Raw genomic sequence first — 25,256 nt, 5'->3', positions numbered from 1 at the left:
GCATTAAGGATTGCTGGTAAGTGCTTTTTCACTGTCGCCGCTGCTGTCATCAATGGTTTAATTCCACTTGCTTTAACTAAAGCAAGCCACTCTAGCCATTGATTCCTTGCGCTTCTGATCGAACCTCCGTACCAGATTAGTCTTGCTTGCTCTTTGAGCAACCAGCTAAGGCTTGTATCTATCATGAGCTTGGCCAATCTGTTTATACGCTCTCTCAGGCGACCGGTGAGGTTTCTATTTCTTTTGAGCCAGCCATAACGCGTTCTGTAGCACTCTCGTTTAAGGTATGGCGGTAGACGGTTAACCTCTTGCTTGCGAACATCGTCAACAGCTTTGGTGAGTACTTTTGCTACGTGGAAATGATCAACTGCAATCAGGCGTTTAGATCGTGAGCCAAAGAAGGACTCGGTTGCATTCATAAAAGCTTGGCTCATATCCATCGAGACTGAGCGGACCTGTTGTTTAGCGATGTTAGGCAGCACTCGATAGCAGTTTGCTAAGCTTTGTTCACTTTTACCGTCGGCAACAGCGAGAACTTGGCCCGTTCGGCTCGACATCACGGTGACATAATCATGCCCTCGGCAAAAGGCAGTTTCGTCTACCAACAGATCTTCTACCTTATTTAAATTTCTCCGGGCGAGCCCTCGTGAGACAGCCCTTTTCATTATCCGATCAATGGCTCCCCAACTCAGTCGAAAGGCTTTAGATACAGAGTGAAGAGAAGTGAACTGAAGTGTTTCAATAATCTTTGTCTCGAAGAGTTCGGTATAGCGACTACCAGGAGATGCCCAAGGAACAGAAACGGTCTGAACCCCGTGCTTTGGACAGTCAGCACGTGGGACTTGGGCCTCAAGATATGTTTCGTATTGGCATGTATCCAAATGACGCCATATCCGCTTTCGAGAGTCATGCTTTCTTACCGCTTTCGAACATGTTGGACAAGCAACGCCTGAAGGACTTTCGTACATGATGGTCACGGTAATACGTTGGCTCTTTTTATCCACTTGGACAGAGTCGACAGTCCATGGCGGAATCAGTCCAAGGATCGCTTGATAGAGTGCTGTATCTTTCATCTGATTCAGGGCCCAAGTGCAGAGTGTTTCCTTATTGTCCAATTAATCGGAAAACTTGAAAAGAAACACTTTCCACCACATCCGGTGAAGAGCCTTCTCTATCCAGTATTTCTCCACGCTACCGCCCGCCGGTTTGCGGCATCCAACAGGCCTTAAAAATGTCGATTGTGGCAGTAGCCTATCAAATACCTTGTTAGCTTTTCATGTCTTAATGTCCAAAATGTTAGCGAGCGCTTATTCTGTGGGTCAGGTGAGGGGGCGTTGGCTTGAGTCTAGGGGCTTGTATAGGGGCGCCTTAAAAATCAGTCGATGGGGCTTTTTGTTGTTTACGTTGAAAAAATCAGCCAAGCGGTCTTTTTTTACCCAACTTTTCTGTGTATTTCACTAAATTTGTCCAACAAAATGTGATTAAGGTTGGTATAATTTTCACCACATTAACCCTCTGCACGCGCTGTCGGACATTTGTGCTGTGAATATAGACGTCAATAACCTCCTGCTTCAAAACGATATTTTACTCCTTTTTGTGGTGCTCGCGCTCGGCCTGGCCGTCGGAAAGATCAAAATTGGTAGTGTGCAACTCGGTGGATCCATCGGCGTGTTGTTCACCGCAATCATTTTTGGTAATGCCGGGTTTACCTTTTCGCCCGACGCACTCAGCATCGGCTTTATGTTGTTTATCTACTGTGTCGGTATCGAGGCAGGGCCGAACTTTTTTGGCGTGTTTTTCCGTGACGGAAAATCTTACCTATTGCTCGCGCTCACCGTGTTGTTAAGCGCCATTGGGTTGACGTTGTTTTTTCAAGATCAGTTGGGGCTGGATACCAGCATTGCCACTGGCATGATGGCAGGCGCACTCACCGCTACTCCGGTGCTCGTGGGCGCGAAAGATGCGCTTAACTCTGGCTTAACCGGCACCGATGGCGAGCAGCTGGGGATGATGATCGATAACCTCAGTGTCGGCTATGCCATGGCCTACCTTACCGGTTTGGTGAGTTTGATTGTGCTTGCCAAGTTAATGCCTAAGCTGCAACGCCATAACCTGGAGCACTCTGCTCAGCAAATTGCAATTGAGCGCGGGTTAGGCAGTGAGTCACAGCGTAAAGTGTATCTGCCTATTATTCGCGCCTATCGGGTTGGCCCAGAGCTGATTGATTGGATTGATGGCCGTAATCTGCGTGAGCTGGGTATTTATCGCCAAACGGGCTGTTATATCGAGCGGATTCGCCGTAACGGCATTTTGGCTAACCCCGATGGTGATGCCATTTTGCAGCAAGGGGACGAGATTGCCTTAGTAGGCTACCCAGACAGCCATGCGCGCCTCGACCCCAGTTTTAGAAACGGCAAAGAAGTGTTTGATCGTGACTTGCTCGACTTACGCATCGTCGAAGAAGAAATCGTGGTGAAAAACGACAGTGTGGCGCAAAAGAAGCTGTCCGATCTTAGCTTGTCGGAATATGGCTGCTTTTTAAACCGCGTGGTACGCGCGCAAGTCGAGATGCCGATGGATCAAGGCATTATTCTGAATAAAGGCGATGTGTTGCAAATCAGTGGCGAGAAAAGCCGCGTAAAAGGGCTGGCGGATCGGATTGGTTTTATCTCGATTCATAGCCAGATGTCGGATTTGCTCGCGTTTTGTTGCTTCTTTATTCTGGGGCTTGGGTTGGGGATGATCACCCTCACTTTTGGCCAAGTGACCTTTGGGCTGGGTAATGCCGCCGGCTTGCTGCTGGCAGGGATCAGCCTTGGCTTTTTACGCGCCAACCACCCTACCTTCGGCTATGTGCCACAAGGGGCGCTGAATATGGTCAAAGATTTAGGCCTGATGACCTTTATGGCCGGGATTGGTTTAAGTGCCGGTAGCCGGCTATTTGATTACATCGCGGATATGGGCTTTTCGGTGATTTTGGCCAGCATTGTGATTAGCGTGATCCCCGTGATTATTGCTTATCTGGTGGGGGCCTATGTGCTTAAAATGAACCGCGCCTTATTGTTTGGTGCGATTATTGGCGCACGCACCTGTGCCCCGGCGATGGATATGATCAATGAGCACGCGCGCAGTACCATTCCAGCACTGGGCTACGCGGGCACCTATGCGATTGCCAACGTGATCCTGACACTCGCCGGCACCTTAATGATTATTTTGGTGTAAGCCGTCGAAGAGAACGACGTCACGTCAGGCACAATTCAGCCAACAAAACTTATAATCAATGCGTCCAACCATGGGCGCTTTTTTGTTTTAAAGAGGCTTTTATGCAGGTATTGATTATTGAAGATGATTCGATTTTAAGTCATCACCTAAACACTGAGCTCACCGAGCTTGGGCACCATGTTCGCTGTGCCAAGACGGCGAGCGAGGGGCTGTATTTTGCCGATCAATACCCCAACGATATTGCCCTTGTTGATTTGGGCCTACCCGATCAAGATGGGATTAGCTTGATTCGGGACATTCGCGCCAAAGGCTTGCGCCTGCCTATTTTGGTGTTGACCGCACGGGCGAACTGGCAAGACAAAGTCACGGGACTAGATGCTGGCGCTGATGATTACTTGGTTAAGCCGTTTCAAAAGCCGGAGCTGGTTGCCCGCCTCAATGCCTTGGTGCGCCGAAGTGCTGGCTTTGTCAAACCCACGATTACCGCCGGTGATATTGAGCTCGATTTGTTAGCCAAAGCGGTGACGGTGAACGGCCAGCCACTTGAGTTAACCGCGTTTGAGTATGATTTGTTTGAGTATTTGATGCGTCATAGCCGTGAGGTGATTTCCAAGCAGCGCTTGCTCGATGTGCTGTATCACGATCAAGATGGCGATCCGAACACCATTGAAGTGATGATCAGTCGCCTGCGCAAAAAGCTGCTCCAAAGCGGCCATAGCAACCCGATCTCGACCGTGCGAGGTCAAGGGTATCTTTTTGAAATTCAAGCTGAGTGAATCATGAAACTAGGCCAATTTACCTTGTGTCGTTGTCGACCAAGATTGCGCACCCGTGTGCTTGCGACGTCTATCGGTATCATACTGGTTTTTTCTATCGCCCTAGCCGCTTTAATTAATAAGCTCTATCAACAAAGCTCGATGGCCGCTTATTCTCGCGATCTGGCCTCACAAGTTCCCATGGTCATGGCGCAACTGAGTAAAGATGGATTGATTCGCGCCGATGAGCTCACGGCGTGGATCCAATCGCTGGATCCCTCTAGCAGCGACTATATGTCCGTTCTTTGTACGCGAGATAAACATACGCTTTGGACCTCCCGCGATGTTCGCGCCTTTGATATCGACGATATTTGCGCGCTGTTGCCTGATCTGACCAAAAAACCGCAGTACCTGTCTATTGCGGGCTTTAACGTGGTTGCTCAACGGCTGTCTTCCGATAAGCAACCTGGCGACAGTGATAACCGGCTGTTTGTGCTGCGCAACGTGGATATGCAAAAACAACAGTTAGCTGATTTAGAGACAGAGACCTGGTTTTATATCAGTTTGCTGTTTCTCTCGGCCTCTGCCATGGTAATCGCCGCCTGCCATTGGAGTTTTTCTCCGCTACGCCGATTGGCACGAGAGCTGATTGCGATTACCGAATCACGGCAAAAAACCTTGGACGATGATTATCCTGATGAGCTGCAAGATGTTACCCAAGCGCTTAACCGGATGATCACCCAACGCGAGAAGCAAAAAACGCGCTATCGTCACGCGATGGATGATTTGGCTCACAGTTTAAAAACGCGCTTGTCGGCCACCAACGCCTTGTTAGACGACAATCGCTTATCGCGTGAAGCACTGAACAAACGGATCCTAGAGCAAGTCAGCCAAATGGATGACATGGTGCAGTATCAACTAAAACGCGCGTTGGTGGGGCAATGTGGGTTAAAACGCGAAGATAGCCCACTGTCTGCGCCTATCGATAGCTTGGCCGGGATGTTAGATAAAGCGTATCGCGATAAACCGGTTAAAGTGATCCGCGCATTTGATCAACATGCCTCTTTGCCGATACACCACAGTGATTTGATGGAGTTACTCGGTAACTTGTTAGAAAACGCCTATCGATTCTGCCTTGAGCAAGTGAAAGTGCGCGTAGAGGATCAAGGCGAGGTGTTTCAGCTTATCATTGAAGATGACGGCCCTGGAGTGCCGGAGTGCTATCGAGAGAGCATATTCCAACGCGGCGTGCGCGCCGATCAACTGAACCCGGGCACCGGAATTGGCTTGGCCGTGTGCGATGAAATTATCGCTAGTTACGATGGTAACATTCATGTCACGGACTCGGTATTACAAGGCGCGGCATTTGTGTTGACTATTCCTAAGCGCTAAACGACAAAACGCAGCCTTAACGGGGCTGCGTTTTTTGTTGCGTGCTGTCGCGCGTTTTTATCGCTGGTGCGTTGGCGATATGGGTCGTTAGGGCTTAGTCGCCATCAGGATCGGCCAGCAAATCGTCTTTGGCTGCCATCATATATTGATACATCGACCAGTACGTTAGGCCTGCTGCGACATACAAAGCAATATACCCTAACCACTCAATCCAAGGGGCGCCATGCCACAACAGCATAGTCAGTGCGAACATTTGCGAGCCGGTTTTAAATTTACCTACCCAAGACACCGCGACACTGGCACGTTTGCCAATTTCGGCCATCCACTCTCGCAATGCAGAAATAATCACTTCGCGCGCAATCATGGTGGCAGCAGGAATCGTGACCCAAATAGACGCGTAGTGCTCGACAATCAACACCATGGCAATCGCCACCATCACTTTATCTGCAACGGGGTCGAGAAATGCGCCAAATCGAGTCGATTGTTTTAAACGGCGTGCTAAATAGCCATCTAACCAATCCGTCGCCCCCGCAATGATAAAAATCAGTGCCGCCACAAACGGCGCCCACGCGTAGGGAAGATAATAAGCAACAACAAAGACCGGGATCAGCGCAATGCGCAAAAAGGTCAGAATGGTAGGTATATTTAGACGCATGCTCAGCTTTTTATTTTAGGAGTAACTAGGTTATGGTGCCCCATTGCCGCTAACCTTGCAATGAGGAATGAATTTTCTCTGCCAATGTTGCGCTGATGCCTGGCACTTTGGCGATTTCTTCGACACTGGCGTTTTTCAGTTCTTGGAGCCCGCCGAGGTATTTGAGTAGTGCTTGGCGGCGTTTCGGGCCAATCCCGTCGATTTGTGTAAGTACACTCTGTTTGCGTGCTTTGCCTCGCGCGGCGCGGTGTCCGGCAATCGCATGGTCGTGGCTTTCGTCACGAATATGTTGAATCAGGTGCAAGGCTGGCGAGTCGGACGGCAGCGAAAATTCTTCGCCTGAGATCTTAATTAAGGTTTCTAGCCCAGGTCGACGGCTGGTGCCTTTTGCCACACCTAATATCAGCGGGTTAATCGGCCAGTCAGCGATTAGGGGTTCAAGCACTTCCCAGGCGCGGTTAAGCTGCCCTTTGCCGCCGTCAATCACGATAATGTCGGGGATTTTTTCCGGCTCAACTTGCTTACTATACCGACGCGTCAGCACTTGCGCCATCGCCGCATAATCATCACCGCCGGTGATCCCTTCAATATTATAACGGCGGTACTCTTTTTTCAGGGGGCCATCTTGATTGAACACCACACAAGAGGCGACCGTTTTTTCTCCCATGGTGTGGCTAATATCAAAACACTCCATCCGTTTAACCGGCTCCAAGCCCAAGGTTTGTTGTAGCGCCTGATAACGGTGTTGGATGGTCATCCGATGATTGATTTTACTGGTCAAGGCGGTGCGCGCATTGGTGTTGGCCAACTTTAAGAATCGCGCTCTAGCACCCCTTGGTCGACTTTGTAGCTGGACGTTACGCCCGGCGATTTCACTCAGGGTCGTCGATAGCCAGCCAAGATCATCGCCAATATCGTCTGAAATCAGAATATGGCTTGGAATGGTGCGCCCTTCTGCTTGCGCCAAATAAAACTGGCTGACAAAGCTTGAAACCACTTCACCTGGCTCGGTTTCTGCCGGCATTTTAGGGAAATGGCTGCGGCTACCCAGCACTTTGCCTTGGCGCAAAAAGAGCACATGGATACAGGCGACACCATTTTCGACTGCAAAGCCAATCACATCCAGATCATCGTCACTGTCTTGCGAGACAAATTGCTGCTCTTGCACGCGCCGTAACGCTTGAATTTGATCGCGGTACTCGGCGGCCTTTTCAAATTGCAGCTGTTGGCTGGCAGTTTCCATCTTGGCGACCAAGCTGTCGATCACTTCGCGATCTTTGCCTTGTAAAAACATGCGGGCAAAATTAACTTGCTCGGCATATTCTTCATCACTGATCAGCCCAGACACACACGGCCCGGCACAGCGGCCAATTTGATACATTAAACACGGACGGCTGCGGTTGGCATACACCGAGTCTTCACACTGGCGAACAGGAAAGATTTTCTGCAATAAGTGCAGGCTTTTACGCACCGCGTTGGCATCGGGAAACGGGCCAAAATATTCGCCCTTTTTCTTTTTCGCGCCACGATGGATCGCCAGCCGTGGGTGCTCATGGCCACTGAGGTAAATGTACGGGTAGGTTTTATCATCACGCAGCAAGACGTTGTATTTTGGACGATGCTGCTTGATCAGGTTGTGCTCAAGAATTAACGCTTCGGTTTCAGTGTGGGTGACGGTGACTTCCACATCAGCAATGTGACGGACGAGTGCTTTAGTTTTCTCACTCGACACCTGAAGCCGGAAGTAACTGGCTAATCGCTTGCTGAGATCTTTCGCTTTACCCACATAAATGATCTCACCGGTGGCGTTCATCATTCGATAAACGCCTGGCTGGTGAGGCACGGTTTTAAGAAAACTCTTGGCATCAAAGGTGTTTGGCACTGCGCGATCTCGTACTGCTTAACTTCGCTTTAAAGGCTTTCGGTATCTAACATGCCGTGACGAATAGCAAGGTGGGTTAGCTCCACATCACCATTGATATCTAGCTTGCTAAATAAGCGATAGCGATAACTGTTCACCGTCTTTGGACTGAGGTTTAACTGCTCTGAAATATCGGTCACTTTTTGCCCTTTGGTGATCATTAACATGATCTGCAGTTCGCGCTCTGACAGCTCTTTGAAAGGATTATCAGAAGAGGTAGAAAACTGACTCAGCGCCATTTGCTGGGCAATATCAGGTGAAATGTAGCGTTGGCCACTGTTCACCATGCGGATCGCATTCACGACTTCATCAGCCCCTGCGCCCTTGGTGAGATACCCTGCCGCACCGGCTTGCATCACCTTGGTTGGGAACGGATTTTCAGTGTGAATTGTGAGCACAATAATTTTGGCGTCTGGCGAGTAGCGAAGCAACTTACGTGTGGCCTCTAACCCGCCGATACCTGGCATATTCATGTCCATCAGGACAATATCGGCGTGATTTTGYCGGCACCACTTGAGTGCGGCTTCACCGCTGTCGGCTTCCCCTACCACTTTTATGCCACGAACGTCTTCTAAAAGACGCCGAATCCCTGTGCGAACCAGCTCGTGATCATCTACAAGAAAAACATTGATCAAACTTGTATCTCCACTTGGTTTGGTTCGCCAACATGCTGCGTGAACGCAACGGTTGGACTTGTCTTACGCATCTCTTAAGTTTTACCACGGATGAAAAGGCAACAACAGAGCAGATGTGCCGAATCACAAATATTCATACATTAAGCTGATAAAAAACAATCCAAGTGACGAGATCGTCGCCAATACGGCGACAATCTCACCAGTCTCGCGGCTATAACCCAGGTAGCGTGTTGATGATGTGTCAGTAATTTTCCACACCAGATTGACACGCTTTCCGTGTGTCGTTATGCCAGCACATGGTTACAGCGCCAAACATAGGTACTTCATTTCGAGGTATTCATCCAAGCCCCATTGCGATCCTTCGCGTCCTAACCCAGATTGTTTGACCCCTCCGAACGGTGCTACCGCCGTTGAGATCAAACCGGTATTAATCCCCACCATGCCATATTCCAGCGCTTCGGCAACGCGGTGTACACGGCTGATGTCACGGGCATAAAAATACGACGCTAAGCCAAATTCCGTGTCGTTGGCCATGGCGATGGCTTCCGCTTCATCGTCGAAAGCGAACAGCGGTGCGACAGGACCAAAGGTCTCTTCTTTCGCAATCCGCATCGCCGAGGTCGCGTGTTTAATCACCGCCGGTTGGGTGAAGTTGTCGCCTAAATCGGGGCAGTCACCCCCCAATAAAATCTTGCCACCGTGTTGCTGGGCGTCGTCCAAGTGTGCTTTCACTTTGTCGATGGCGCCACGATTAATCAACGGACCAATGTCAACGTTGCTGTCAGTACCCTGCCCAACGCGTAATTGGCTCACTGCCTCGGTGAATTTTTCAGCAAATGTGTCATAAATACGCGATTGCACGTAAATACGATTCACGCACACGCATGTTTGTCCCGCGTTACGGAATTTAGCGGCAATCGCCCCTTCTACGGCGGCATCAATATCGGCGTCATCAAAGACGATAAATGGGGCGTTACCGCCAAGCTCCAACGACAGCTTTTTAATGCTTGGTGCACATTTTTCCATTAGCTGCGCGCCAATGTCGGTCGAGCCGGTAAAGGAGAGTTTACGCACACGTACATCGGCACATAAGGTATCTGCAATCGGACCCGCCGTCCCGGTGATAATGCTTAGCACGCCAGCAGGTACGCCGGCACGCTGCGCTAATTCACCCAACGCCAACGCTGATAAAGGGGTGTCGCTGGCCGGTTTGACCACCATGGTACAACCAGCAGCAAGCGCGGCCGCTGCTTTACGGGTGATCATGGCGGCGGGGAAATTCCAAGGCGTGATGGCTGCTGTCACACCTATGGGCTGCTTGATCACTGAGATGCGTTTATCGGCCTGCTCGGCAGGAATAGTTGCGCCATTCACACGTTTGGCTTCTTCAGCAAACCATTGCAAAAACGACGCGGCGTATTGGATCTCACCGGCAGATTCTTTCAGCGGTTTGCCCTGCTCCGCGGTCATGATCGCGGCTAAGTCCTCGGTATGCTCGAGCATGAGCTCATACCAGCGATAGAGGATCTCAGCTCGAGCTTTGGCGGTGAGTGCTCGCCACTCGGGCAAGGCGGCGTCGGCAGCATCAATCGCGCGACGTGTTTCCTCCGCCCCCATATTAGGCACCGTTGCCAAGCACTCACCGTTAGCAGGGTTCGTGACTGAACGTGTGGTTTGATGATTGGCATCAACCCATTGGCCATTGATTAAGGCCTGAGATTTGAGTAGCGCCTGATCGTGAAGCTGCATAATGGCTCCTTTTTTGTGTTAAAAGGCTGGCGAGTTCGCTTGAATCTTGATAGCACCTTGCCAGCTCACCTTTGGCACGGCAAGATAATCACTGAGATTAATCAGCATAAGCCTGTAAACGCCCAATGTCTGCTCAAATAGGCAACAGACGAAGCGAAAATAATAATAAGGCTTATCCTTCCGGCGCAAACACAGCTGGCCCTTCAACAGAAAAAGGATGCTCTATGCGTATTTTTAGTCAGTTCGATAGCGGGAATATTCGCGTTCTAAATGATAGTGACATCAATAATATCCAGCTTGCCATTCATCATGACAATCAATCTGAATTTTATCAGTGGTTCCATTTTCGCTTAGAAGCGGACGTGGATCAGGCTCATACACTCCACATTCAACAGCTCGCTGGGTCGGCCTATCCTGAAGGCTGGAAAGATTACCAAGCCGTTGCCTCATATGACCGTGATACCTGGTTCCGCGTGCCAACCGAGTTTGATGGCGACACCTTAACGATTAAGGTCACGCCGCAACATGGTTCGATGTACTTTGCCTACTTCGCGCCTTATAGCTATGAACGCCATTTGGATCTCATTCACCAGGCGCAGACCTATCCACAGTGCCAGCTCGAAACGCTAGGACAAACCTTGGATGGTCGTGATATTAGTTTGTTGAAAATCCGCGCGGATTTAAGCGAGTCTACTCAACCGAAAACGCCCATTTGGCTGATTGCGCGCCAGCATCCCGGCGAAAGCATGGCGGAGTGGTTTATGGAAGGTTTACTCGACCGATTGCTTGACGACACCGATACCACTGCACAGGCATTACTAGAAAAAGCTGATTTTTATGTGGTGCCGAACATGAATCCCGACGGCAGTGTGCGCGGCCACCTACGCACTAATGCGGTGGGCGCAAACTTGAACCGCGAGTGGCAGTCGCCCACCCTTGAACGCAGTCCCGAGGTGTATCATGTTCGTGCCCGTATGGAGCAAACTGGGGTAAAAATGTGTTTGGATATCCACGGTGACGAGGCCATCCCATATAACTTTGTCGCCGGCTGTGAGGGCATCCCCTCTTATGATGCGCGCATGGCGGACTTGGAAGACAGATTTAAGCGTACGCTGCTTACCGTGACGCCGGAGTTTCAAGACGAGCACGGCTATGAAAAAGATGCACCAGGCAAAGCGAACTTAACCGTTGGCTCAAATTGGATTGGTGAGCGCTTTAAGTGTTTGTCGTACACGGTCGAAATGCCGTTTAAAGATCATAACAATCATCCCGATCCTGACTTTGGCTGGTCACCCGCGCGCAGCCAAGCATTTGGCCGAGACATGCTCAGCGCAATCCTTGGCGTGGTTGATGGCCTTTAACAAGGCTAGCTAGCAAGCAGTAAGGCAAAAGAAAACGAGCCGGTGACACTGTCATCGGCTTTTTCTATTTAAGTGATTGATTATTTCGACTTGGGCTATCACACAAAGGCGCTTACATTAGGGGTAAATCATTCAACGAGGACGCACAATGACAACTCTTACCTCGCGCTGCCCCCACTGCCAAGCAACCAACCGTATTCCTGAAGCGCGCATTAATGACGCACCTAACTGTGGTAAGTGTCAATCGGCACTGCTCGATGGCAAGCCTATCGAAGGCACTACGGATAACTTTGCCGCTTTATTAAACAGCGACAAGCCGGTTGTCGTCGATTTCTGGGCTACCTGGTGCGGCCCCTGTCAAAGCTTTGCACCCGCTTTTGAAGCAGTGGCAGAGCAGGAATCAGGTCGTGCCCGTTTTGTGAAAGTTGATACCGAGGCCCAACAAGCCCTCGCGGCGCAATATCGCATTCGTAGCATTCCGACCCTGATGGTGTTTAAAAACGGCGAACGGGTTGATGTCTTAAATGGTGCTTTGCCACAAAATGCGTTCAGCGACTGGGTCAACCAGCACCTTAGCTAATCACGCGCTATCGGTTTATCGCCGTTTTTCCATCGTGTGATTCTGGCGCAGCGCTAGACTTTAAGCGCTGCGCTATACCTTGAGTGCTGCGCCTTGTTTTACCGCGCGGATCGCCACATTGGTATTGATGTCTTTCACCATGGCGAGCGTTTGCAGCTGACGCATAAAGGCTTCGTAGTGCGGCAGATCGCGACTGACTACTTCCAGTAAATAATCATACGTGCCCGATATCACATGGCCGTTAATCACTTCATCCATTTCCACTAGCGCATGCTCAAAGGTAACAATTGCCTCTTCTCGGTGGTTACTCAGGCTGACATTGACAAAAAATGTCATGTTTAGCCCAATCCGCTGACGGTTGAGTGTGACCTGGTATGAGGCAATGATCCCATCAGCCTCAAGCTTTTTAATCCGTCTTGCGCACGGCGAAAACGAGAGCCCAACCGCATCGGCTATCTCGGCAACAGTACGGCGCGCATCATCCTGCAATAACGCAAGAATCGCTTTGTCTTTATTGTCCAAACCGCCTCCTTGATGGTTTTTATTAATTTATAGCCATAAAAAGATGATAATCGCTAATCCTGGCTTAAATCATCCTTTATTTTGCCACCAATCTCTTCTTTGACGCTGTCACACTTAAATAACGAATCGACAAGGAAGTGATTAATGATGCCTGCACCTTCACAACGTTTATTGGGCATGCTTGCCATGGGCTTGACCGTGACTATCTGGGCAAGCTTGTTTATTTCATTACGTCAGGCCAGCCAATCGGTATTAACCAGTGGCGATATTGCCTTATTGCGCTTCTTACCCGCCGCGCTGTTATTTGGTTGGTTGAGTCGTCATCGAGTACGCCATATTGTCACTACCCCCAAACGTTATCTGTTTGCGATTGCATTTGGCGCAGGGTTACCGTTTTATCTGCTGGCTGCCACGGGGATGCAGTTTGCGCCTGTGGCTGACGGAGCCTCATTAATACCTGGGATCTTACCGCTGTTTGTTTCCACCATTGCTTGGACTGTTTATGGCGAATCGCTCTCCATGGGACGACGATTAGGCATTAGTCTGATTGTGCTCGGTATTGGCGCATTTTTATGGCACTCCTTGTTCTTTTCACCTTGGCCTGTCACCCAAGGCCATCTGATTTTGCTCGCAGCCAGTATCAGTTGGGCCTGGTTTACCATTGGCGTACGCGTGACAGGATTAAGTGCTGCGGAAGCCGGTGCGGTATTAGCGATATCGGCTGTATTACTGCTGCCAGTGGGCGCATTGATTGGGCTTATTTCGTTTAACCTACTCCAAGCGCCATTCAATGAACTTGGCTATCACATTTTTGCTCAAGGCTTGGGCGTGGGGATTATTGCCAACTACAGCTACGCCTTTGCCATTCGCCGGTTAGGAGCTGAAATGAGTGCCGCGATGGGGGCATTTACGCCTGTGGTGGCCGCGTTAATGGCCATACCGGTTTTCGGTGAAACGGTTAGCATACTCACTCTGGCGGCGATGGCGTTGATCGTGTTTGGCGCTGTGTTAGCCAGTGATGTGATCAAATGGCGTCGTGCACAAACAAAAAGCGACCCGCAGGCCGCTTAAACTTGGTACTTATCATTTGCCAGCATGATTTGATGCTGGCTGTGGTCGAGCATGAAAAAGCGCCCGTTATAAGTGATCACCACGACGCAAGGCATCAATGCGTTTTTCTAGCGGCGGGTGCGTCATAAACAACTCGCTCAGTGTTTTCTTGCCGTTGATACCGAACGCCATCATCGATCCTTCTAGCTTTGGCTCTTGGCTCACTTTTAAGCGCTCAAGTGCTGCAATCATTTTCTGTTTGCCCACCAGCTGCGCAGATCCAGCATCAGCACGGAATTCACGATGACGGCTAAACCACATGGTGAGGATGCTGGCCAGAATACCAAAGACGATTTCCAACACGGAAGAGATCAGGAAATACATCATCCAGTTGCCGCCGCCTTCGCCTTCTTCGTCACTATTCATGCCACTGACTGCCCCTGCGATCACACGTGAAATAAAGATCACGAAGGTGTTCACGACGCCTTGCATTAAGGTCATGGTGATCATGTCACCATTAGCGATGTGACTGATTTCATGCGCCAGTACCGCTTCGGCTTCATCGCGAGTCATGTTTTGCATTAACCCGGTCGAGACCGCCACGACAGAATCGTTACGCTTAGCACCGGTGGCAAAGGCGTTGATGTCGGGTGAGTTATAAATCGCGACCGTTGGCATGCCAATCCCAGCACGTTGTGCTTGTTGGCTCACGGTGTTCATTAGCCAGTGCTCGGTTTCGTTACGTGGATGCTCAATCACTTGCGCGCCGACAGAACGAAGCGCCATCGATTTAGACATCAGTAGCGAAATGATCGAACCACCAAAACCGAAGACGGCCGCCAGCACTAGCAGTCCGGACAAGCTCCCCGGCTGCATGCCAGTCACGGCATAAATAATATTTAGCACAATGCTAAATACAATCAGTACCGCAAAGTTGGTAGCAAGAAATAATCCTATGCGTTTCATTATGTCTCTCCGTCGCTTAAACCCAGTGTTCAGCGCTTGCTTGTTGTATTGGTAGAAGTTGTATTGGTGGACGTTGTATTAGTAAAAATTGTATTGGTGAAAGCTGTATTGATGAAAATAGTATGGGCATTCAAGATAAAAACAATCCTTTGATGCATTTTGTTACCAATAAAGTGATGTCGTCATCAAGCTCCGACCAGTTAGTGTGGCACGTTATTCCCATCTAATCTAAACAAAATGTGACCTCTCGCCAAACTATGTATTTGTCTCATTTTTCATTGGCTTAAAAATAAACAATACAGAAAAAGCCAATAAAAAAGACAAAAAGCCACGACTATAGACTTTGGTCGAGTTGTCTTCGCGCTCGAGTCAGGCTAATTTATACCCAGCTGTTTAAAACTACGACACTCACGAGGCTGTTTCGCAACGCGCAGACACCCTCATCAGACAGTATAAATCACAAACTGTTGCATACGTCATCCTTGCAACGCGTTATCAATGGAGTGAGACCATGGCAGAGCAAGAAAATTACCGCGTCGCGATCGACATCTTAACCTGTCATCTCGGCATGAGCTTTGATGAAGCCTGTTCAGAGCTTGGATTAGCGTCAGATGACGCGTCGGCGGCACGTCAAATGGCAGAGATACAGCAAAACTTAATGGGCGTGCGAGGCGACCAAAAGTAACGGTCTATCTGCATCAGCGACTGAATAGACAAAGCCAGCATAGTGCTGGCTTTTTTGATCGCTACATTTCCATAAATTGTTTACAACCGCGAAACATCTAAGTGACTCGCGCATTGTGTTGGCGAAGCATCGGCAGCAAACGGCAAGTGCCCCAGACAAGGCGCATCTAAATGCGCGTCAAGATAGCGCACCATTTCGTCACTGTGCTGCGCCTTGGGATCCACGGCGTTTGCCACCCATCCAGCTAACGTAAGCCCGCGTGCACGTATGGCCTCTGCGGTGAGTAAAGCATGGTTTAAACAGCCAAGCTTTATTCCCACCACCATGATCACTGGCAGTTGATGGGCAACCACCCAATCGGCAAGCGTTTCAGTCTCACTCAGTGGCACTTGCCAGCCGCCAGCCCCTTCTACCAATACTGGGCTGGCCTGCTGTTTTAAATGCGCGAGCCCATCGCTCAACATCTGGGTATCGATGGGCTTGTTGGCTAACACGGCCGCCCAGTGCGGCGAGCATGGCGTTTCTAACAACACTGGGTTGATAGCGGCATACGGCAATGCAATCGCACTGGCGCGCTGTAAAGTGACAGCGTCACTATTGAGTTGGTAGTCAGGCGCTAAATCGGCACCAGCGGCGACAGGCTTGTAGCCCACCGCTTGATAACCTTGTTTGATAAAAGCGTGCAACAGCGCCGCCGTGGTATAGGTTTTCCCCACTTCGGTGTCGGTGCCGGTAATAAAGAAACTGTCATGCATGGTGGTTAATCACTATGTAGCCAATTTGATAGGTCGCCGGCAAGGTGTTGGCGGCGAGTGCAAAACGCTGATACGCCTTTTCTACCGCGCTAAACTGCGCTCTTGTCGCCAGCCCTTGCTGCCCCGCCCCTTGCGGCCGATAGGTGGCGCCGATGCCTTTTAAGCTTTTCATCACCGCTTGGGCATTGGCAAAGGTCAGCTGTTCGCTCTCTTGCAACACGGTTGCATGTGTCAACCCGGCGCGTTGGGTTGCCTGTTGTAACTCTGAGAAGGAGATAAAGCTGTTCACTCGTGACGTGCCGCATGCTTGTTGCCACGCGCTGTCGAGTTCACACAAGGATCCGTTGAGCAGTGTTGAAACAAGAATTTGCCCACCGGGTTTAACGACCCGACGCAGCTCCGCCAATGGCACGTGCAAATCGTCACACCATTGCAGCGCTAACGAACTAAATGCCAGATCGACACTGTTATCAGCCAGCGGCAAATGCTCCGCATCAGCTTGTACGCCTAGCATGGCATCACCGCAGCGCGCTTTTGCCGTCGCAAGCATAGGAGCACTGAGATCCAGTCCAATCACTGTTTTAGCGTGAGTCATCCACTGCTGGGTGAAATAGCCGGTGCCACAGCCGACATCTATAACGGTACTGAGATGGATAGCCTTTTGCTCTGACTCAGCCAATGCCATTAACCGATGACCGACACGGCGCTGCAGCGTCGCACTGTCGTCATAATGGGGCGCGGCTCGGCCAAACGCTCGAGCAATCGCTTGTTTATCGGCCACTGTCATGCTGTCACCCCACACGCTTTGTCGCTCGCCAATACCGGCTTAAGCGCCTCAATCAATGCGGTGATATCTGTTTTTTGATGCTGCGCGGACAGGCTGATCCGCAGACGTGCGGTGTTGGCAGGCACAGTCGGTGGCCGAATCGCTCCTACTCGGATATGGGCCTTCATCAAGGCGTGATTTACCTGCTGTAACGCTGCCAAATCGCCGATAATCAGCGGTTTGATCGGGCTAGGCGTCGCAAGCAGTCGCGGTAAAGGCTGCGTATTTGAAGCATTCGGTTCGCAAGCAGACGTCGTCYCTAACCAGTCGTGGAGCCCTTGCGCTAACTGTTCGGCATGGGCGCTGAGTGTTTCTCGCCGCCAGTGCTCTGTTCGTGCCAGCCTAATTGCATCCTCAATGAGTGCCGCTTGCGCGGGTGGCATGGCCGTCGAGTACACATAATGGCGAGCGAACTGGCGCAAATAGTCAATGATGGTGGGAGAAGCCAACACTGCCGCCCCCGCCACGCCCAGGGCTTTTCCAAACGTCACGATTAAAATATCTGGCCGCGCGCCACGACTGATACTGCCCTCGCCTTCTCGCCCTAACACGCCAATCCCATGCGCATCATCCAGAGCCCAGAGCGCCCCCGATTGGTTGGCAATCGTGGCAAGGCTTTCGGTTGGCGATACATCGCCATCCATGCTGAATACCCCTTCTGAGACAATCAGCGATGCGGACGGCTGGGTTTGTTTCGCGAGCAGTTGGCGAAGGTGTGCCATGTCGTTATGACGAAAACGCCGCTGTGTGGCAGGGCTCAATACGCCGGCCTCAATCAAGGAGGCGTGGTTGAGTTTGTCTTGAAACAAGGCATCGTCTTTACCTAACAGCGTAAACAACAACGCCTGATTGGCGGCAAAACCACTGTTAAACAGTATCGCTTGCGGGTAACCCAGCCAGTCACACAGCTGATCACAAAGGGATTGATGCGCGGCGGTAAAACCAGATACTACCGGCGACGCCGTCGCGCCCACACCCCAGCGTTCAAGATGCTGCTGCGCCTTTTTGACCAGCCGCGGATCTTGCGCAAGGCCCAAATAATCATTACCCGCAAAGTTGCGCCATGACTCGGCGACGGCATTGTCACCACTTTGCCGCCATAGGCCTTGTTGCTGGCGTGCGGCCAGTTCGTCCTGATAACGACGGAGCAGCGCTGATGTTGTGTCAGTCATGGTGCTTAGACACTGGCGTCGTAGAACAAATCGCCCTCTTGCGGGCGCGATGCCACTCGCTCGGCCACTTGCTCAAGTAAGTCATGCTCAGTGACTTGATCGGGCTTTTGGCTGACCGCTTCGCGATTGATACCCAGCTTTTTAAATAGCTGCATGTCCGCGTCTTCGTCAGGGTTTGGTGTGGTCAACAGCTTGCAGCCGTAGAATATCGAGTTGGCGCCAGCCATAAAGCACAAGGTTTGCATTTGCTCGTTCATGTCTTCGCGCCCGGCAGACAGTCGCACTGCCGATTTGGGCATCATGATCCGCGCCACCGCGATAATGCGGACGAAATCGAACGGGTCAACGTCATCGACGTTCTCAAGCGGTGTGCCTTTTACTTTGACCAGCATGTTAATCGGCACGCTTTCTGGGTGAGCAGGCATATTGGCCAGCTCGACCAACAAACCAGCGCGATCGCGGGCACTTTCACCCAACCCAATAATGCCACCGGAACACACCTTCATTCCCGCTTCTCGCACGTTAGATAAGGTATCAAGGCGTTCTTGATACGTCCGCGTGGTAATGATGTTGCCGTAAAACTCAGGTGAGGTATCGAGATTGTGGTTGTAGTAATCCAAACCCGCCTCCGACAAGGTCTTGGCTTGCTCCGCATCCAACATGCCCAATGTCATGCAGGTTTCCAACCCTAATCCTTTGACGCCTTGGATCATATCGAGCAAATACGGCATATCGCGTTGCTTGGGGTTTTTCCACGCCGCCCCCATGCAAAAGCGCGTCGCGCCTGAGGCTTTGGCTTTCTCCGCCGCTTCGAGCACGCGTTCCACTTCCATTAAGCGCTCTTTCTCAACATCGGTGCGATACCGCGCACTTTGCGGGCAATATTTGCAATCTTCTGGACACGCGCCGGTTTTGATCGATAACAGCGTGCTGACTTGCACTTGATTGGCAGGATGATATTCACGATGCACTTGCTGCGCGTCAAACAGCAAATCCATAAAGGGTTTATCGAACAATGCTTGCACGTCCTGTACGGTCCAGTTGTGTCTTATTTCCACGCGGTTTTCCCCGTTGTTGTCGTTTTAATGCTTGGCTAGTCTACCCACAGACGCTAACCTGTCAACACAACAAGATCACACTGGTTTACATCTGATTCATTTATGAGCATTAGCACCTATTTTGACCGTGAACATATCTGGCATCCCTACACCTCAACGCTCGATCCTTTGCCTTGCTTGCCCGTCTCACACGCAAGCGGCGCGGAACTGCTTCTTGAAGATGGCACTGTCCTGATTGATGGCATGTCGTCATGGTGGGCAGCCATTCACGGCTATAACCACCCTGCTTTAAACGCCGCAGCGCATCAGCAAATCGATAAGATGTCGCATGTGATGTTTGGCGGTCTCACCCACCAGCCCGCGGTATCGCTTTGCGAGCGCTTGGTCGCACATTCACCCGCCCCGCTCACGCAAGTGTTTTTGGCCGATTCTGGCTCTGTGTCAGTAGAAGTGGCACTTAAAATGGCGATGCAATATTGGCAGGGGCGCGGCGAGTCACGCGCACAGTTTTTGACCTTGCGTCATGGCTATCATGGCGACACGTTCGCCGCCATGTCGGTGACGGATCCTGATAATTCGATGCACAAACTCTACAAAGGGTTTCTGCCTCAGCATCATTTTGTGCCCTCCCCACAAAGCCGCTTTGACGGTGAGTGGAACCCTAACGACATGCAGCCTATGCGCGACGCACTCACCACCCATCACGGTCAACTGGCCGCGGTGATCTTAGAGCCCATCGTGCAAGGCGCAGGTGGTATGCGCTTTTATCACCCCGAATACCTGCGTCAAGTGCGCGCTCTGTGCGATGAATTTGATGTACTGCTGATTGTGGATGAAATTGCCACCGGATTTGGCCGAACTGGAAAACTATTTGCCTGCGACCACGCGGGGATCAGCCCAGATATACTCTGCGTCGGTAAAGCACTGACCGGCGGCTACATGACCTTGGCCGCCACGCTCACCACCCGCCATGTGGCCGATACTGTCTGTGGCGGTGATGCAGGCTGTTTTATGCACGGTCCTACCTTTATGGGTAATCCACTCGCCTGTGCCGTGGCCTGCGCCAGCATTGATACCTTGCTAGAAAGTGACTGGCCGCAGACCATCGCGCATATCGAGCAGCAGCTGAAAACTGGCTTGGCGCCTGCTCGCGCATTGGAATGTGTGGCGGACGTGCGTGTGCTTGGCGCAATTGGCGTGATAGAGCTGACCGACCCGGTAAATCTGGCTGATATCCAGCCCTTAATGACCGCCCAAGGCATTTGGGTTCGCCCGTTCGGTAAACTGGTGTATGTGATGCCACCCTATTGCATCCGCGACGACCAACTCCACCAACTCACCCAAGGGATGATCACCGCAATTACGCAGTTTTTTGGTGAGTAGATAGGGCGTCAGTCACGATCGGTGCCAAATTTAACCCCGATGTCGGATGGCGCCGTGCAACGGGCGCGCGGCGTAAACCACACCAAGCTTGCGCGATCGAGAAGGCGCTTATGCCGACCTACGCGATATTCAGGATTTTTGAATACAGAGCGCTTCGCTTGCGGAGTACAGAAGAGAGCAGATCGCGCTTGCATCGGCTCTTTCTGTATTCTGTATTCCGTCAGATGGTGCCATTGGCGACGTTGACTTTCGGTGCTGCGAAGCCACGAAAGATATTATGAACGGAGAGCAGCGCAAAGACGCCAACCACCACACCAAGGTGCCATGCTTCGCTAACCCCCAAGCTCAATAGCGCCATACTCATCAACGCGGAAATAATCATCTGTCCACCACCGGAGAGCGCAGCGACGGTGCCGGCTTGGTTAGAGTAAGGCTGCATCACCTGCGACTGGGAGCACGGCAGCGCAATCCCGTTACCAAACACCATAAAAAACTGCCCTATCATCAGCAGCAAGGGATCCATGGGGGTAAACCATAGCCATATCGCTGAGATGAGCTGCATCACCGGTGCCATCAACAGCATGCGTTTGGTACCTAAACGTGGACGAATACGCGACACCAGCGTGCTGCCCAGTAGTAACCCGCAAGTAGGAATGAGCGCCCACAAGGCATATTGATCCGAGGTCATCCCGATGCGCTCTTGCATCAAAAATGGCATCAGTGACACCGTGGTGATCACCAAGGTGAAGTTCAACCAGCTGATACTGGCGAAATAAAGAAAGTATGGCGTTTTTAACAGTGCGCCATAACGACCAAGGATCACTTTTATCTTAGGTAATGGCGATCGCGTATGCATACTCTCTTTAAATAAGAAAAAGAGCACACACCACACCAAGCTGGTATAAACCATCAATAAAATAAAGATCGCCAACCAGCCTAAGTTATGGTTAACAAAGCCACCAATCACAGGAGCCACAATGGGCGTAAATGAGGCGACCATGATCAGGTATGACATGGCTTGAGGAAGCTGATCCCCCGAATACGAGTCACGGGTAAAGGCTCGCGAGAGGACGGCACAACACCCCGTGCCCATCCCCTGAATACAACGGCCAATCACCAACCCGGTAAAACTGGCGCTAAAGCTCACCATCACGGTTAACCCAACCAGTGAAAGCAAGACACCGGCTAATAGCACGCGACGGCGTCCGAGTGCATCCGAAATGGGGCCATAGATAAATTGTGACGGGCCAAACCCGAGCAGGTAAGCGGAAATAAGCAGTTGGACATCGTCCATGCTGAGATTGAAGTCACGAGCGATCCAAGGTAATGATGGAAAAACCAATCCCATGCTGAATTGCCCGATACTGACCGTTAAGCATGCCAGCAATACGGGCGACCAATTAAATGGACGAGTAGCCGATTGCATCTCAATTCCTATGCGTTCTGTGTGTTAGGCGAGCGAGGAAACTGTGACTCTAGCGAATGCTAAAACCACAAGCTGAGAGGCATGTTAACGCAATAACTCCCTGAATGGTAAACAATGATTGAGAATGTACATCAATGGCCAGCTATCGCTGGCCGGTTTTAAAAACTAGAAAGCCGGTTCGATCGTGCCATCAAAGGTTTTTTGTAGAAACGCACGTGTTGCCTCTGATTGAAATAGCGCCAACAAACGCTGATAGGTCGGATTATCTTTATCCTCTGCCCGCGCTGCCACAACCATCACTGCGAGCGGTGCGTCTTTCGATTCTAAGAAAATACCTTGATCACTTGGATTAAGCCCTGATGACATCACATAGTTCATGGTAATTGCAGCGGCATCGACATCTTGTAGGCTGCGAGGCAGTTGTGCCGCTTCTACTTCGACAAAATCGAGCTGCTTGGGGTTAGCGGTAACATCTTGTAGCGTCGCTTGAAAGCCAACGTTATCGGCCAAGGTGATCAGCCCTGCGTCTTGCAGTAATAGCAAGGCGCGCCCGGCGTTGGTCGGATCGTTAGGGATCGCAATTTGTGCGCCTTGGGGTAAATCGTCCACGCGCTGTACTTTGTCTGAGTAAACCCCCATCCGCATAAGGATGGAACGCCCAATCGAGACCAATTCACTATCATGGTTTTGATTAAAGTTATCGAGAAACGGCTGATGTTGGTAACTATTTAAATCAAGACTGCCATCTGCCAAACCGGCATTCGGAGAGATGTAATCCGAAAATTCCACCACTTCGACATGAATTCCTTCGGTTTTAGCCTGTTTCGCAACCGCTTCTACGACTTGCGCATGGGGACCGACAGTCGCACCAATCTTTATCGTTTCTGGCTGATCTGAGCAGCCGCTAATAACCAACGCCAGTAACACTGACGCAATCCAAAATCCTGGTCGCTTTAACGTCATTCCGATTCCCTTAGAAAAGTAGATGTTTAGACGTCCAGAATGCCACAGCTTATAATGATGTCAACCTGATTGTGGTAATGCAGTCTCTGTCTTGATCGTATCCAACCCTGGTCGCGTAGTGGCAGGCATGTTGAATCAATAAGGAGGCGTAGATATGACGAAGCTGTTTCCTCTACCCTTGTTCTTACTACCCGGGGGCAGAGCTAAGCTGCGCATTTTTGAACCTCGCTATTTGCGCTTGGTCCGTGAATGCTCGGCGAATCAACAGGGATTCGTGCTAGCGATGATGCAAGGTAAACGTTTATATCGATATGGCACACTGGTGGACATTGTCGATTTTGAAACACTACCCGATGGTTTATTAGGCATTACCATTGCAGGTCGTCAACGGGTAAAAATTCAATCGACAGAGCAAGAGGCCGACAAGCTCTGGGTGGGCGAGATACAGGCACTGAATGACTGGCCACATGACGAGTTTATTGACCAGGAAGAAAATGAAGAAAAAATGCGTATCGCCGCAGGACTTAAAAATGTCTTCGCCGCCCACCCGGATCATGCTGAGCAATATGAGGCGCCGTATTTCGAAGACTTAACCTGGAGTTGCCAACGCTGGTTAGAAATTTTGCCGCTTTCTAACGCGCAAAAACAATGGTTTATCGCGCAAGAATCGGCAGAAGAGGCGAAGCAATTTATCAGTCAGCTTCTCGAGCAAGAAGTCGAGTGATCCAATTGTTTTAAGCCTCGTATTGGAAGCGAGATGGACGGCTACGACAGATAGGACTCAACTATGACTGCGCCACAAACCATGTATACTGAGACCACCATTTCCAGACGGGACACGCGTGCCAACATGACTGACGTGACGAAGGAAGAGTTGTCTGAATTATTAGCAAAAGTTGCAGAAGACCGCGACCGCATAGCGTTCGAACGTTTGTTCCGATTTTTTGGCCCTAAGATACGCGCTTATGGTTCAAAACATTTAAGAGCCGACGGCCAAGCAATGGAATTAGTACAAGAAACCATGCTAGTGGTATGGCGCAAAGCCCACTTGTATAATTCTGACAAAGGCGCGGCGACGACATGGGTATTCACTATCATGCGTAACTTAAGCTTCGATATGCTCCGCAAGGTGCAATCGAATCGCGAAGACAATTTTAGCGATGATATCTGGCCCATTCTCGAGTCAGGGCAACAGGACAACGAAACAGATTCCGGTGCTCAGTACATGATGGACCAAGAGCTTCTCAGTTTTATTGACGAGTTACCCGCGGTCCAGCAGCAGGTGGTTAGAGGGGTTTATCTCAAGCAATTGACTCATCAAGAGTTGTCAGAACAATTAAATGTGCCATTGGGCACCGTCAAGTCCCGATTGCGTTTAGGTCTAGAAAAGCTTCGCAATCACCTGGAGGTAAAACAATGATTAAGTATCACCCATCGACCGATTTACTGGATGCTTTTGCTGCTGGCAAATTGCCGACTTCGATGGCGATTGCGTTGTCTGCTCATGTTGAACTTTGCCAGGAGTGCCAAGCTTACGTGGCCACTGCAGAAGAAAAGCTTGCATCAGTGGCGTTTGATCAAGAAACAGTCGGCGACGAAGCGTTGATGGTAAATGAGTGGGATCACAACGCTGAAGATGAAATGCTATCCGCCATTTTTGAACAAGCGGCTGCCAACGATGCCGATGCGCTGACGCAATCTGGCGCGGAACAACCTGAAGCGCGCGCAACACAAATTACTGTCGGTGAAAAAACATATGCCTTACCTCGAGCATTGCAACGATTCGGCGATTCAAATTGGGCATCCTTTGGTAAAGTTCAACGTGCGCGACTTAATCTCGACGAAGGGGCAACGCGAGCCAGTTTTCTTCATATCGATGAAGGCGGTTCAGTGCCTGCGCATACTCATAAGGGCTATGAGTTAACCCTTTTGTTGGACGGTACCTTTGAAGATGAAAGTGGTCAGTATGTGCCAGGTGACTTTATTTTACTCGATAGCCGTCACCATCATACGCCGTATACAAAAGAAGGTTGCCTTTGCTATACCATTGCAGATGCTCCTCTCTACTTCACAAAAGGCGTGAGTAAGTTGCTCAATACCGTGGGACATGCGATTTACTAAAAATTTCTGTGCTAGTTGTTATCCTTCGGCGACCGCTATGGTCGCCTTTTTTTATGCTA

The 25,256-nt window shown here is 50.6% G+C and carries 24 protein-coding genes; 11 read left to right on the top strand and 13 right to left on the bottom strand.

Going from position 1 to position 25,256, the window contains the following annotated elements:
* Positions 1-1,073 (bottom strand): ISL3 family transposase (locus tag BZG76_RS10670; protein ID WP_077461319.1); only part of this gene is annotated, 1,073 nt, incomplete at its 3' end.
* A 469-nt stretch (positions 1,074-1,542) separates the two neighbouring features.
* On the opposite strand from BZG76_RS10670, the gene BZG76_RS10665 reads away from it, so the two are divergent.
* The 3 genes from BZG76_RS10665 to BZG76_RS10655 all read left to right on the top strand — a co-directional run bounded on the left by BZG76_RS10665 (position 1,543) and on the right by BZG76_RS10655 (position 5,369).
* On the top strand, positions 1,543-3,222 hold the full coding sequence (locus tag BZG76_RS10665; protein WP_021024413.1) for an aspartate:alanine antiporter: 1,680 nt from the start codon (positions 1,543-1,545) through the stop codon (positions 3,220-3,222).
* Between the two features lie 101 nt (positions 3,223-3,323).
* Complete coding sequence (locus BZG76_RS10660) at positions 3,324-3,998, top strand: response regulator (protein WP_077461318.1); 675 nt, start codon at positions 3,324-3,326, stop codon at positions 3,996-3,998.
* A gap of 3 nt (positions 3,999-4,001) precedes the next feature.
* On the top strand, positions 4,002-5,369 hold the full coding sequence (locus tag BZG76_RS10655) for an ATP-binding protein (protein WP_021024411.1): 1,368 nt from the start codon (positions 4,002-4,004) through the stop codon (positions 5,367-5,369).
* Positions 5,370-5,463: 94 nt separating this feature from the next.
* Here BZG76_RS10655 and pgsA read toward each other — a convergent pair whose 3' ends face one another.
* From pgsA to BZG76_RS10635, 4 genes are all read right to left on the bottom strand, one after another.
* Positions 5,464-6,024: a CDP-diacylglycerol--glycerol-3-phosphate 3-phosphatidyltransferase gene (gene pgsA / locus BZG76_RS10650; protein WP_077461317.1), complete on the bottom strand. Its 561-nt coding sequence runs from the start codon at positions 6,022-6,024 to the stop codon at positions 5,464-5,466.
* Positions 6,025-6,073: 49 nt separating this feature from the next.
* Positions 6,074-7,906 (bottom strand): excinuclease ABC subunit UvrC, encoded by a 1,833-nt coding sequence (uvrC, locus tag BZG76_RS10645; RefSeq protein ID WP_077461316.1) that lies wholly within the window; start codon positions 7,904-7,906, stop codon positions 6,074-6,076.
* Positions 7,907-7,935: 29 nt separating this feature from the next.
* The gene (gene uvrY / locus BZG76_RS10640; RefSeq protein ID WP_077461315.1) at positions 7,936-8,580 is read right to left on the bottom strand and encodes a UvrY/SirA/GacA family response regulator transcription factor; all 645 of its coding nucleotides are present in this window, start codon (positions 8,578-8,580) and stop codon (positions 7,936-7,938) included.
* Positions 8,581-8,880: 300 nt separating this feature from the next.
* Positions 8,881-10,329, bottom strand: coding sequence for an NAD-dependent succinate-semialdehyde dehydrogenase (locus tag BZG76_RS10635; RefSeq protein ID WP_077461314.1), 1,449 nt, complete (start codon positions 10,327-10,329; stop codon positions 8,881-8,883).
* A gap of 224 nt (positions 10,330-10,553) precedes the next feature.
* On the opposite strand from BZG76_RS10635, the gene BZG76_RS10630 reads away from it, so the two are divergent.
* Together BZG76_RS10630 and trxC are read left to right on the top strand one after the other, a co-directional pair.
* Positions 10,554-11,690, top strand: a complete 1,137-nt coding sequence (locus BZG76_RS10630) for a M14 family metallopeptidase (protein ID WP_021024405.1) — start codon at positions 10,554-10,556, stop codon at positions 11,688-11,690.
* Positions 11,691-11,838: 148 nt separating this feature from the next.
* Complete coding sequence (gene trxC, locus BZG76_RS10625; RefSeq protein WP_077461313.1) at positions 11,839-12,270, top strand: thioredoxin TrxC; 432 nt, start codon at positions 11,839-11,841, stop codon at positions 12,268-12,270.
* A 72-nt stretch (positions 12,271-12,342) separates the two neighbouring features.
* Here trxC and BZG76_RS10620 read toward each other — a convergent pair whose 3' ends face one another.
* Positions 12,343-12,792 carry an Lrp/AsnC family transcriptional regulator gene (locus tag BZG76_RS10620; protein WP_077461312.1) on the bottom strand — a complete coding sequence of 150 codons (450 nt, stop codon included), beginning with the start codon at positions 12,790-12,792 and terminating at the stop codon, positions 12,343-12,345.
* A 144-nt stretch (positions 12,793-12,936) separates the two neighbouring features.
* Between BZG76_RS10620 and BZG76_RS10615 the strand changes: the two genes are divergently transcribed.
* Positions 12,937-13,863 (top strand): DMT family transporter, encoded by a 927-nt coding sequence (locus tag BZG76_RS10615; protein ID WP_077461311.1) that lies wholly within the window; start codon positions 12,937-12,939, stop codon positions 13,861-13,863.
* A 66-nt stretch (positions 13,864-13,929) separates the two neighbouring features.
* On the opposite strand, the gene htpX is transcribed toward BZG76_RS10615, so the two are convergent.
* Positions 13,930-14,808: a protease HtpX gene (htpX, locus tag BZG76_RS10610; RefSeq protein ID WP_025673171.1), complete on the bottom strand. Its 879-nt coding sequence runs from the start codon at positions 14,806-14,808 to the stop codon at positions 13,930-13,932.
* Positions 14,809-15,319: 511 nt separating this feature from the next.
* Here htpX and BZG76_RS15445 point away from each other — a divergent pair.
* Positions 15,320-15,493, top strand: a complete 174-nt coding sequence (locus tag BZG76_RS15445) for a hypothetical protein (RefSeq protein WP_198532335.1) — start codon at positions 15,320-15,322, stop codon at positions 15,491-15,493.
* A gap of 80 nt (positions 15,494-15,573) precedes the next feature.
* On the opposite strand, the gene bioD is transcribed toward BZG76_RS15445, so the two are convergent.
* Genes bioD through bioB form a run of 4 tightly spaced genes read right to left on the bottom strand, consistent with a single transcriptional unit; the run spans position 15,574 to position 19,304 of the window.
* Positions 15,574-16,248 carry a dethiobiotin synthase gene (gene bioD, locus BZG76_RS10605; RefSeq protein ID WP_077461310.1) on the bottom strand — a complete coding sequence of 225 codons (675 nt, stop codon included), beginning with the start codon at positions 16,246-16,248 and terminating at the stop codon, positions 15,574-15,576.
* Entirely contained in the window at positions 16,241-17,035 is a 795-nt protein-coding gene (bioC, locus tag BZG76_RS10600) for a malonyl-ACP O-methyltransferase BioC (protein ID WP_077461309.1), read from the bottom strand. The genes bioD and bioC overlap by 8 nt, the downstream gene beginning before the upstream one ends.
* Positions 17,032-18,246, bottom strand: a complete 1,215-nt coding sequence (locus tag BZG76_RS10595; RefSeq protein WP_077461308.1) for an aminotransferase class I/II-fold pyridoxal phosphate-dependent enzyme — start codon at positions 18,244-18,246, stop codon at positions 17,032-17,034. Before BZG76_RS10595 ends, bioC begins: the two co-directional genes overlap by 4 nt.
* A 5-nt stretch (positions 18,247-18,251) precedes the next feature.
* A complete protein-coding gene (gene bioB / locus BZG76_RS10590; RefSeq protein WP_077461307.1) occupies positions 18,252-19,304 on the bottom strand; it encodes a biotin synthase BioB in 1,053 nt (350 codons plus the stop codon).
* A gap of 108 nt (positions 19,305-19,412) precedes the next feature.
* Between bioB and bioA the strand changes: the two genes are divergently transcribed.
* Positions 19,413-20,687 (top strand): adenosylmethionine--8-amino-7-oxononanoate transaminase, encoded by a 1,275-nt coding sequence (gene bioA / locus BZG76_RS10585; protein ID WP_198532338.1) that lies wholly within the window; start codon positions 19,413-19,415, stop codon positions 20,685-20,687.
* 220 nt (positions 20,688-20,907) lie between these two features.
* On the opposite strand, the gene BZG76_RS10575 is transcribed toward bioA, so the two are convergent.
* Together BZG76_RS10575 and BZG76_RS10570 are read right to left on the bottom strand one after the other, a co-directional pair.
* Complete coding sequence (locus tag BZG76_RS10575; protein WP_077461304.1) at positions 20,908-22,113, bottom strand: multidrug effflux MFS transporter; 1,206 nt, start codon at positions 22,111-22,113, stop codon at positions 20,908-20,910.
* A gap of 165 nt (positions 22,114-22,278) precedes the next feature.
* Positions 22,279-23,076, bottom strand: a complete 798-nt coding sequence (locus BZG76_RS10570) for a MetQ/NlpA family ABC transporter substrate-binding protein (RefSeq protein ID WP_077461303.1) — start codon at positions 23,074-23,076, stop codon at positions 22,279-22,281.
* Between the two features lie 154 nt (positions 23,077-23,230).
* On the opposite strand from BZG76_RS10570, the gene BZG76_RS10565 reads away from it, so the two are divergent.
* The 3 genes from BZG76_RS10565 to BZG76_RS10555 all read left to right on the top strand — a co-directional run bounded on the left by BZG76_RS10565 (position 23,231) and on the right by BZG76_RS10555 (position 25,197).
* The gene (locus tag BZG76_RS10565) at positions 23,231-23,800 is read left to right on the top strand and encodes an LON peptidase substrate-binding domain-containing protein (protein ID WP_021022797.1); all 570 of its coding nucleotides are present in this window, start codon (positions 23,231-23,233) and stop codon (positions 23,798-23,800) included.
* A 126-nt stretch (positions 23,801-23,926) separates the two neighbouring features.
* Positions 23,927-24,496, top strand: a complete 570-nt coding sequence (locus tag BZG76_RS10560; protein ID WP_101494590.1) for a sigma-70 family RNA polymerase sigma factor — start codon at positions 23,927-23,929, stop codon at positions 24,494-24,496.
* The gene (locus BZG76_RS10555; RefSeq protein WP_077461302.1) at positions 24,493-25,197 is read left to right on the top strand and encodes a ChrR family anti-sigma-E factor; all 705 of its coding nucleotides are present in this window, start codon (positions 24,493-24,495) and stop codon (positions 25,195-25,197) included. Before BZG76_RS10560 ends, BZG76_RS10555 begins: the two co-directional genes overlap by 4 nt.
* Positions 25,198-25,256 lie beyond the last annotated feature (59 nt).

The organism is Salinivibrio sp. AR647 (assembly GCF_001995415.1).
Lineage (GTDB): Bacteria > Pseudomonadota > Gammaproteobacteria > Enterobacterales > Vibrionaceae > Salinivibrio > Salinivibrio costicola.
The sequence above is the reverse complement of the archived record's forward strand: the minus strand, read 5'-3'. Positions and strand labels throughout refer to the sequence as shown.

What these genes read in the sequence shown, in the direction of transcription:
- BZG76_RS10615 (WP_077461311.1), top strand. Translation starts at nt 12,937, where the DNA reads ATGATGCCTGCACCTTCACAACGTTTATTGGGCATGCTTGCCATGGGC.
- BZG76_RS10630 (WP_021024405.1), top strand. Translation starts at nt 10,554, where the DNA reads ATGCGTATTTTTAGTCAGTTCGATAGCGGGAATATTCGCGTTCTAAAT.
- BZG76_RS10570 (WP_077461303.1), bottom strand. Translation starts at nt 23,076, where the DNA reads ATGACGTTAAAGCGACCAGGATTTTGGATTGCGTCAGTGTTACTGGCG.
- BZG76_RS10565 (WP_021022797.1), top strand. Translation starts at nt 23,231, where the DNA reads ATGACGAAGCTGTTTCCTCTACCCTTGTTCTTACTACCCGGGGGCAGA.
- BZG76_RS10560 (WP_101494590.1), top strand. Translation starts at nt 23,927, where the DNA reads ATGACTGACGTGACGAAGGAAGAGTTGTCTGAATTATTAGCAAAAGTT.
- BZG76_RS15445 (WP_198532335.1), top strand. Translation starts at nt 15,320, where the DNA reads ATGGCAGAGCAAGAAAATTACCGCGTCGCGATCGACATCTTAACCTGT.
- BZG76_RS10660 (WP_077461318.1), top strand. Translation starts at nt 3,324, where the DNA reads ATGCAGGTATTGATTATTGAAGATGATTCGATTTTAAGTCATCACCTA.
- BZG76_RS10635 (WP_077461314.1), bottom strand. Translation starts at nt 10,329, where the DNA reads ATGCAGCTTCACGATCAGGCGCTACTCAAATCTCAGGCCTTAATCAAT.
- bioD (WP_077461310.1), bottom strand. Translation starts at nt 16,248, where the DNA reads ATGCATGACAGTTTCTTTATTACCGGCACCGACACCGAAGTGGGGAAA.
- htpX (WP_025673171.1), bottom strand. Translation starts at nt 14,808, where the DNA reads ATGAAACGCATAGGATTATTTCTTGCTACCAACTTTGCGGTACTGATT.
- BZG76_RS10555 (WP_077461302.1), top strand. Translation starts at nt 24,493, where the DNA reads ATGATTAAGTATCACCCATCGACCGATTTACTGGATGCTTTTGCTGCT.
- BZG76_RS10575 (WP_077461304.1), bottom strand. Translation starts at nt 22,113, where the DNA reads ATGCAATCGGCTACTCGTCCATTTAATTGGTCGCCCGTATTGCTGGCA.
- pgsA (WP_077461317.1), bottom strand. Translation starts at nt 6,024, where the DNA reads ATGCGTCTAAATATACCTACCATTCTGACCTTTTTGCGCATTGCGCTG.
- bioC (WP_077461309.1), bottom strand. Translation starts at nt 17,035, where the DNA reads ATGACAGTGGCCGATAAACAAGCGATTGCTCGAGCGTTTGGCCGAGCC.
- BZG76_RS10655 (WP_021024411.1), top strand. Translation starts at nt 4,002, where the DNA reads ATGAAACTAGGCCAATTTACCTTGTGTCGTTGTCGACCAAGATTGCGC.
- trxC (WP_077461313.1), top strand. Translation starts at nt 11,839, where the DNA reads ATGACAACTCTTACCTCGCGCTGCCCCCACTGCCAAGCAACCAACCGT.